This window comes from Acinetobacter sp. SwsAc5, assembly GCF_013391485.1.
Classification (GTDB): Bacteria; Pseudomonadota; Gammaproteobacteria; order Pseudomonadales; family Moraxellaceae; genus Acinetobacter; species Acinetobacter towneri.
Window position 1 is genome coordinate 8749 of the sequence record NZ_JACAXD010000039.1, and the last position, 7219, is coordinate 15967.

General features: G+C 40.6%; 8 protein-coding genes. 1 reads left to right on the top strand and 7 read right to left on the bottom strand.

The genetic code is table 11. The features are described from left to right. From HYG89_RS15965 to HYG89_RS14970, 6 genes are all read right to left on the bottom strand, one after another. On the bottom strand, positions 1-1812 hold a 1812-nt coding region (locus HYG89_RS15965; RefSeq protein WP_256734026.1), incomplete at its 3' end, for an ESPR-type extended signal peptide-containing protein. Positions 1813-1996: 184 nt separating this feature from the next. Continuing rightward, positions 1997-2875 (bottom strand): IS982 family transposase, encoded by an 879-nt coding sequence (locus HYG89_RS14950; protein WP_178868220.1) that lies wholly within the window; start codon positions 2873-2875, stop codon positions 1997-1999. A 377-nt stretch (positions 2876-3252) separates the two neighbouring features. Beyond that, positions 3253-3558 carry a BrnA antitoxin family protein gene (locus HYG89_RS14955; protein ID WP_178868222.1) on the bottom strand — a complete coding sequence of 102 codons (306 nt, stop codon included), beginning with the start codon at positions 3556-3558 and terminating at the stop codon, positions 3253-3255. Further along, positions 3530-3826 (bottom strand): BrnT family toxin, encoded by a 297-nt coding sequence (locus tag HYG89_RS14960; RefSeq protein ID WP_178868224.1) that lies wholly within the window; start codon positions 3824-3826, stop codon positions 3530-3532. The genes HYG89_RS14955 and HYG89_RS14960 overlap by 29 nt, the downstream gene beginning before the upstream one ends. 106 nt (positions 3827-3932) lie before the next feature. Beyond that, positions 3933-4538, bottom strand: coding sequence for a recombinase family protein (locus tag HYG89_RS14965; RefSeq protein WP_178868226.1), 606 nt, complete (start codon positions 4536-4538; stop codon positions 3933-3935). A gap of 133 nt (positions 4539-4671) precedes the next feature. Continuing rightward, positions 4672-5829, bottom strand: a complete 1158-nt coding sequence (locus tag HYG89_RS14970) for a Fic family protein (protein ID WP_256734028.1) — start codon at positions 5827-5829, stop codon at positions 4672-4674. A gap of 441 nt (positions 5830-6270) precedes the next feature. Between HYG89_RS14970 and HYG89_RS14975 the strand changes: the two genes are divergently transcribed. Next, complete coding sequence (locus HYG89_RS14975; protein WP_178868228.1) at positions 6271-6849, top strand: recombinase family protein; 579 nt, start codon at positions 6271-6273, stop codon at positions 6847-6849. A 274-nt stretch (positions 6850-7123) separates the two neighbouring features. Here the strand turns inward: HYG89_RS14975 and HYG89_RS14980 are convergent. Then, the coding region (locus HYG89_RS14980) for a transposase domain-containing protein (protein ID WP_004785112.1) at positions 7124-7219 on the bottom strand (96 nt) is incomplete at its 5' end.

Sequence of the window (7219 nt, forward strand, 5' to 3'; positions counted from 1 at the left end):
GAAGCCCACTGCCGTGCTTTGTTCACCTGATGCAAGAGCGCTAAAGCCAGCAGCAAGAGTATAATCAGCTGCTGCATGTGCTTCTTGTCCAACCGCAGTAGAAAAATCTCCTTCTGCTAAACTAGAATTTCCTATAGCATTAGAAGCAAGCCCTGTACTTTCTGAATTGAAGCCCACTGCCGTGCTTTGTTCACCTGATGCAAGAGCGCTAAAGCCAGCAGCAAGAGTATAATCAGCTGCTGCATGTGCTTCTTGTCCAACCGCAGTAGAAAAATCTCCTTCTGCTAAACTAGAACCTCCTATAGCATTAGAAGCAAACCCTGTACTTTTTGAAATGAAGCCCACTGCCGTGCTTTGTTCACCTGATGCAATAGCGTTAAAGCCAGCAGCAAGAGTATAATCAGCTGCTGCATGTGCTTCTTGTCCAACCGCAGTAGAAAAATCTCCTTCTGCTAAACTAGAACCTCCTATAGCATTAGAAGCAAACCCTGTACTTTTTGAAATGAAGCCCACTGCCGTGCTTTGTTCACCTGATGCAATAGCGTTAAAGCCAGCAGCAAGAGTATAATCAGCTTGTGCTTTAGCTTCTAGTCCAACCGCAGTAGAAAAATCTCCTTCTGCTAAACTAGAATTTCCTATAGCATTAGAAGCAAGCCCTGTACTTTCTGAATTGAAGCCCACTGCCGTGCTTTGTTCACCTGATGCAAGAGCGCTAAAGCCAGCAGCAAGAGTATAATCAGCTGCTGCATGTGCTTCTTGTCCAACCGCAGTAGAAAAATCTCCTTCTGCTAAACTAGAACCTCCTATAGCATTAGAAGCAAACCCTGCACTTTTTGAAATGAAGCCCACTGCCGTGCTTTGGCCACCTGATGCAATAGCGCTATGGCCAACAGCAAGAGTATAATCAGCTTGTGCTTTAGCTTCTAGTCCAACCGCAGTAGAAAAATTTCCTTTTGCTAAACTAGAATTTCCTATAGCATTAGAAGCAAACCCTGTACTTTCTGAATTGAAGCCCACTGCCGTGCTTTGTTCACCTGATGCAAGAGCGCTAAAGCCAGCAGCAAGAGTATAATCAGCTGCTGCATGTGCTTCTTGTCCAACCGCAGTAGAATATTTTCCTGCTGCTAAACTAAAATTTCCTATAGCATTAGAAGCAAGCCCTGTACTTTCTGAATTGAAGCCCACTGCCGTGCTTTGTTCACCTGATGCAAGAGCGCTATGGCCAGCAGCAAGAGTATAATCAGCTTGTGCTTTAGCTTCATGTCCAACCGCAGTAGAAAATTCTCCTTCTGCTAAACTAAAATTTCCTATAGCATTAGAAGCAAACCCTGTACTTTTTGAAATGAAGCCCACTGCCGTGCTTTGGCCACCTGATGCAATAGCGCTATGGCCAACAGCAAGATCAAATTCTTTTTCAGCAGTAGACTGATTTCCTAGTGCTGTGCTGTATTTTTCAACAGCTTTAGCCTTTAGACCAACGGCAAAACTTTCATTTCCTAAGGCTTCAGCCCCTGTTCCAATAGCAGCAGAATTATTTCCTTGTGCGACTGAATCTGCACCTAGTGCCATTGATAATATCCCTGATGCATCGGATCTTTCACCAATGGCAATAGCATCAATTCCTGTTGCCGTTCCACCACCCGCATCATATGGAACTGCAATTGCATTACCTGCGAATAAAACTAGAGAAGAAACGAGAACTCCACTTTTTATCGCTTTATTTGATTTCTTACCTTTTGACTTGGTAATTTCAGAGACAGCAACCCAAGCTCCTAATGACGCATTCCAAATCACCCGATATACTTTGTTCATAACAACATCTCCGCAGAGTCAGTTTTTGTCAAAAAAATTATCACTATTATCAAAAAAGTTGTTTTATTTTGATATATAGTAAAGTTATGTAAAATATATCACAATATACCCCACTCTCAACACTTTTAAGCGGGGTTGAAACAAAAAAGGCATGAACTTAAACTTTAATCAATGACCAAAAAGATTAGAGAATAAGCAACTCAAACTGAAGTGGGGGATTACCTAACTGTTTATTGATTACAAAGCAGAAGTTATGAGCCAAGATTTTACGCATAAATCTGTGAGACAAATGCCATAAATCTCTCGCTCTCACCTTTTGCATATTAAACCGCTGTGATAACTGACCAATCACCGTCTCAATATTGCGACGAGCATTTTTAAGACGATTAAGTACACTGATTGGTCGCTTATCGGGCATATTTTTTCTAAGCGGTGTTTGCAAATCAACACATCGCTTAAAGCAATACTCAGATAAATCAGGGCTAATATAGCCCATATCTGCACCTAACAAGCCTTTGATATTATCAAGCATATCAGGTGCCACTAATCTTTCATCTATCTTAGCAGAGGCAAAGGTAAAATTGGTTATCATGCCCGATAGATTAATAAGTAAATGTCCTTCAAAGCCAAAATATTTTTGTTGCTTTGAGGCACAGTAACTATAGCTACCTTCATATTTGAAGGTTTTATGCCGATAGGCTCTGGCATATTGACACACAGGAATGGGAAAGCCATCAATAAAATGAATGTTGTCTTGCCCATGCTGTTTAACGATATGCTGTTGTATCAAAGTTTTTACTTGTAACAAATTGACGCACTGCTTGGCAAAGTTGGGATATGAGCCTAGATTGGGAAACCATGTTTGCCAGTGTTGTTTAAAATACTGATGGATTTGTGAGTCGGTGTCCATCTGTAGAAATTCACCCACTAACTCCATGGTAATAATTTCACTGTCGGTTAGTTTTGGTACGTAACCACCTTGTCTTAGCCGGTTTGTTACAATCTTTTTGTAGTAGTCATCTACCATTAGATAGATTTTAATGATAAATTCATCAATGGGCATGGCTTATTCTCTAATCTTTTTGGTCATTGATTAAAGTTTAAGTTCATGCCTTTTTTGTTTCAACCCCCTCTAAAAGTGTTGAGAGTGGTGTAAATTATTATACATTGTTATCATAAATGCTGAAAAAATTGTTATAAGGGGTCAGCACAGAAAACGGAAAAAATAGTACGCTAAGGAATTTTGTCGAGTATTTACAAAATTTATAATGGAATGAGTGTCTAAGAAACGGTGGTTTTTTAGATACTCCCATTTAGGCAAAAAAAACAGGGGCGAATCGCCCCTGTTTTCGTATATTAACCCGTATATCAAACAGCGTCTAACAAACCCACAAATCTAGCTTTAAAGCAAAAACTTGGGCTAGCCGATATCATAGGTGACTAATGCGTTTCTGCCAACTCAGTTAACATCGCCTGTCTTAAAATAGCATTCATCCGAGTTTGATAGCCCTTGCCTTGAGACTTAAGCCATAGCAATACGTCACTGTCTATGCGTACCGTAGCGATTTGTTTGGTTGGCTTATACAGCGGATTGTTAACAGCGTTTGCCCAAAAATCATCCTTTAATGGTGGGATATCAGAATAGTCAATCTCTGCCTCATTTAGTTTAGCAAGACGAGCTTTTGCTTCGTCAGTTAATTTAGGTGGATTGCTTAAATCAATAGCTCGAGTAACGATTTTGCTCATAACGTTTCTTTTCCCTTTTATCTGCAGGACGGGCTGAGATAATACGGATATACTCCTCACCGTCATCATCAAACCAAGTATGGGCAGCCAGAATAACAGCAATACCTTCAATCTCTCCGATACTCTGCCATCGCATTTCACCATTCTCGATTCTATCTTGATTCATCAAAAGAAATGGGTCAGCAAATACGAGCATGGCTTCATCGAAACTAATGCCATGTTTTTCAAGATTACTGGCAGCCTTATTCTCATCCCAAGAAAAATTCATTTAAACCTACTTTACCTCAATGTCTTTAGTATTGTAAATACATTTTTATAAATATTATTAGCAAAATACGGAGCCGTCAAGTTAACTTGCTTATGGTTGCAGCGAACTAGTCTTGTGCTAATAAATCTAGCCCCGCCTTTTTCAACTCCCCTTTCGCTGTTACATAGTGATATAGCGTACTACTGGGAATATCGCCAAGCTCTTTGCAAATCGCTGGAATACTTTTAGTCTGGTCAGCCATTAAATGCTGGGCATAGCGCAGTTTCTCAGCCGTCATGATTCTGGGTCGCCCGCCTTTACGCCCCCGAGCCCGAGCAGCCGCAATCCCCTCTTTCACCCGCTGGCGGATAATATTACGCTCCATTTCAGCAAAGGCGGCTTGAATCTGCAAAAACGCTCGACCTGCAGGGGTGGTGGTATCCATCGGTGAGTTAATGGCTTTAAAGCCAATATCCTTTTCAGCGAGTGCATCAATCAATTTAATCAGGTCACTGGCTAACCGCCCTAACCTATCCAAATCCAAAACGACCAGTACATCACCTTTTCGCAAATAGTTGAGACAATCATCCAACCCTTTTCGTTGGGAATTACTGCCCGATGCTTTGTCTTCAAAAATTCGCTCACAGCCGATTTCTGTTAACGCATCAACTTGACGATCAAGGAGTTGTTTCCCTTCCGATGTGGATACTCGAGCATAACCGATTAAACTCATGATGAAATTCTCACGATAAAAGATAATTACCCCATCTTATCATATTTAGATTTATTTAGCTTTATCGTGAAATAAACCTAATAAAAAAGCGCCGAATTGGCGCTGATTTACAAAATCACGAAAAACAATTATTTTAACTATCAGCGTCAGCGCTTAGCTCATAGCTTTGACTACGCCCAGATTCCGCAGATTTAACCAGTACGCCCTTATCGACCAAATCATTAATATCTCTCAGTGCTGTATCTGCTGATGTTTTGGTCATCATTGCCCATTTCTTGGTGGTCAATTTACCAAAGAAGTCGCCCCATAATCGATTAATCATCATCACTTGGCGTTCATTAAACGTTGTATTCCGATGACGATGCCAAAATTGGGCTTTATCAACCGTTCTTTGGGTACGAGTGAGTGCTGTGGTTAAAGCCTGATCGAGCGTTTGTAAAAACCAAACTAACCAGTCTGTCACTGACGTTAAGCCTTTTTGAGTGGATTCCAAAATCGTATAATACTCTGACCGAGTTGCTAAAATTTGAGCTGACATACTATAGAAACGCCTGCCACTGCCATCGCTTTTAGCGAGCATACGCTCGGTAATCGCCCGAGTTAAACGCCCATTACCATCTTCAAAGGGGTGCAAGGTCACAAACCATAAATGCGCAATACCGGCTTTGATAGTCAAATCTAAATCAGGCTGGTCCTCATTATACCAAGCAATAAATTTAGCCAACTCATCTGGCAGTAGTTGTGCTGTTGGTGCTTCAAAATGCACTTTAGTGCGACCATAGCCCCCTGATACCACTTGCATGGCACCTGTACGATCATCTCGAAGTCTGCCCGCCTGTATTTTATATAACCCACTAAAACCCGTGGGAAATAACGCCCGATGCCAAGCAAAGATTTCATCGAGCGTCAGTGGTTGGTCAAAATAAAAACTGGCTGTTAACATCATCTCTACAATAGCATCGATTTCTCGAGTGGGTGTTACCAGGGTATCCGGGTTGTATAGGTGTTCAATACCTAAATGCCTAGCAACTGATGAGCGTACTTGCTCATTATTGAGTATCTCCCCTTCTATCTCAGATGTTTTAATCACTTCAAGCGTCACAGCGTCCAATTGCGCTTCAAGCGGCAACTCAAAGCCCAGGCTTTGCATTTGACCAAGTAGTTTACCTTGTAATAGACGCACATTAGCCACCAATGGTAATAACTGATTATTATCAATTTGCCAATCGGTCCAGTTGGGACATTCGTGAATGTATTTTTTATAGTGCATCAATTTTATAAAGTAAGTCATGGATGCGGTAATTATACCAAACAATTACCGCAAAATATGCGGAGAATAATTTATTTTTTATTAGCAGATTTTTGTTTGTAAAAAAATTAATTTTCTATATTAAATAATAACACCCGTTATTATTGAATAAATCAAGATGAGCAGTTTTGATTGTTTTTACCCCAGTTTTATTCAATAATATTGTCTATTATTTATTTCAATGAAAACCTATCAATGATATTAGGCTATTCAGTTTTTTTGTGTTTTATTGTAATTTATATATTGACAATAATATTTTTATTCTAAATTTTAATTAATGCTTTTTAGATATTATCTATTATGTTTGGATAACTTTTAGTTATGTTTATAAGGTGAGTTAAAATTAGTCGATATTTTTCAGAGGGTGGGTATTTGTTGACTATTTAGTTATTGCGTTGTTGGCTATTTTTTTAGGAGGGTATTTTGACGGTTCAGGTAATTGGTTATGCTCGGGTGTCGACCAAGGAGCAAGATTTGTCTTTGCAGTTGGATGCTTTGAGTAAATACGGTTGTGATCGAATTTTTACTGATAAGCTAAGTAGTGTGAAAGAACGCCAAGGGTTAACAGATGCGTTAGGCTATTTACGCGACGGTGATACCTTGGTGGTTTGGAAGTTAGATAGGTTGTGTCGCTCCCTACCCGATTTGATTAAAATCAGTGAGCAGATTCGGATGACGGGTGCACAGCTTGTGAGTATTACCGAGAGTATTGATACCAGCACACCTGCCGGTCGGTTGTATTTTAATATTTTAGGAGCACTGGGTCAGATGGAGCGTGAGCTGATTCAAGAACGGGTAAAGGCGGGTCTTGCGGCAGCGCGTCGCCGGGGTAAAGTGCCAGGTAAGCCTAGGGTGAGTGAGGAGAAGTTGGAACTGGCTCGTCGGGAGTTGTCTGCTGGACGGACTTATCCTGAGGTGGCAAGAATTCTAGGGGTGCATCCGCAGACGTTGTACCGGTTGGTGCCGGTGAAAAGTCTTAATGTGAGTGGGATAGGTAGTTGATAGGGTTTCAGCACAGAATTTGGACATTATCTCGCTTAATCTAGGCACGCAGTAGCTGGAATGGTCAGGGGCTTACCTTTTTAATAGAAATCATTAAGATTAACATCACCGAATCAATATGAAATTTTTAGCTTAGGCTAATTCTCTTCAATGTAGTCTTCCCTATCAAATACGATAGTATGCGTTTGTTTGTTAAATTCTATCCTTATCTGATGAATGATACGGTTGGCTGTTTGAATCAATGTAAGCGTCCGCTGAACCCCATGCCTATTTTTTAATTCGATTTAGGTTTCCAGCAGTGCGGCAGCAATTCTTCAATCTGGGTCACTTTATGTGTCGGCAGCCTTTTCAGCACATCACTTAAATAGGC

What these genes read in the sequence shown, in the direction of transcription:
- HYG89_RS14950 (WP_178868220.1), bottom strand. Translation starts at nt 2,875, where the DNA reads ATGCCCATTGATGAATTTATCATTAAAATCTATCTAATGGTAGATGAC.
- HYG89_RS14955 (WP_178868222.1), bottom strand. Translation starts at nt 3,558, where the DNA reads ATGAGCAAAATCGTTACTCGAGCTATTGATTTAAGCAATCCACCTAAA.
- HYG89_RS14960 (WP_178868224.1), bottom strand. Translation starts at nt 3,826, where the DNA reads ATGAATTTTTCTTGGGATGAGAATAAGGCTGCCAGTAATCTTGAAAAA.
- HYG89_RS14965 (WP_178868226.1), bottom strand. Translation starts at nt 4,538, where the DNA reads ATGAGTTTAATCGGTTATGCTCGAGTATCCACATCGGAAGGGAAACAA.
- HYG89_RS14970 (WP_256734028.1), bottom strand. Translation starts at nt 5,829, where the DNA reads ATGACTTACTTTATAAAATTGATGCACTATAAAAAATACATTCACGAA.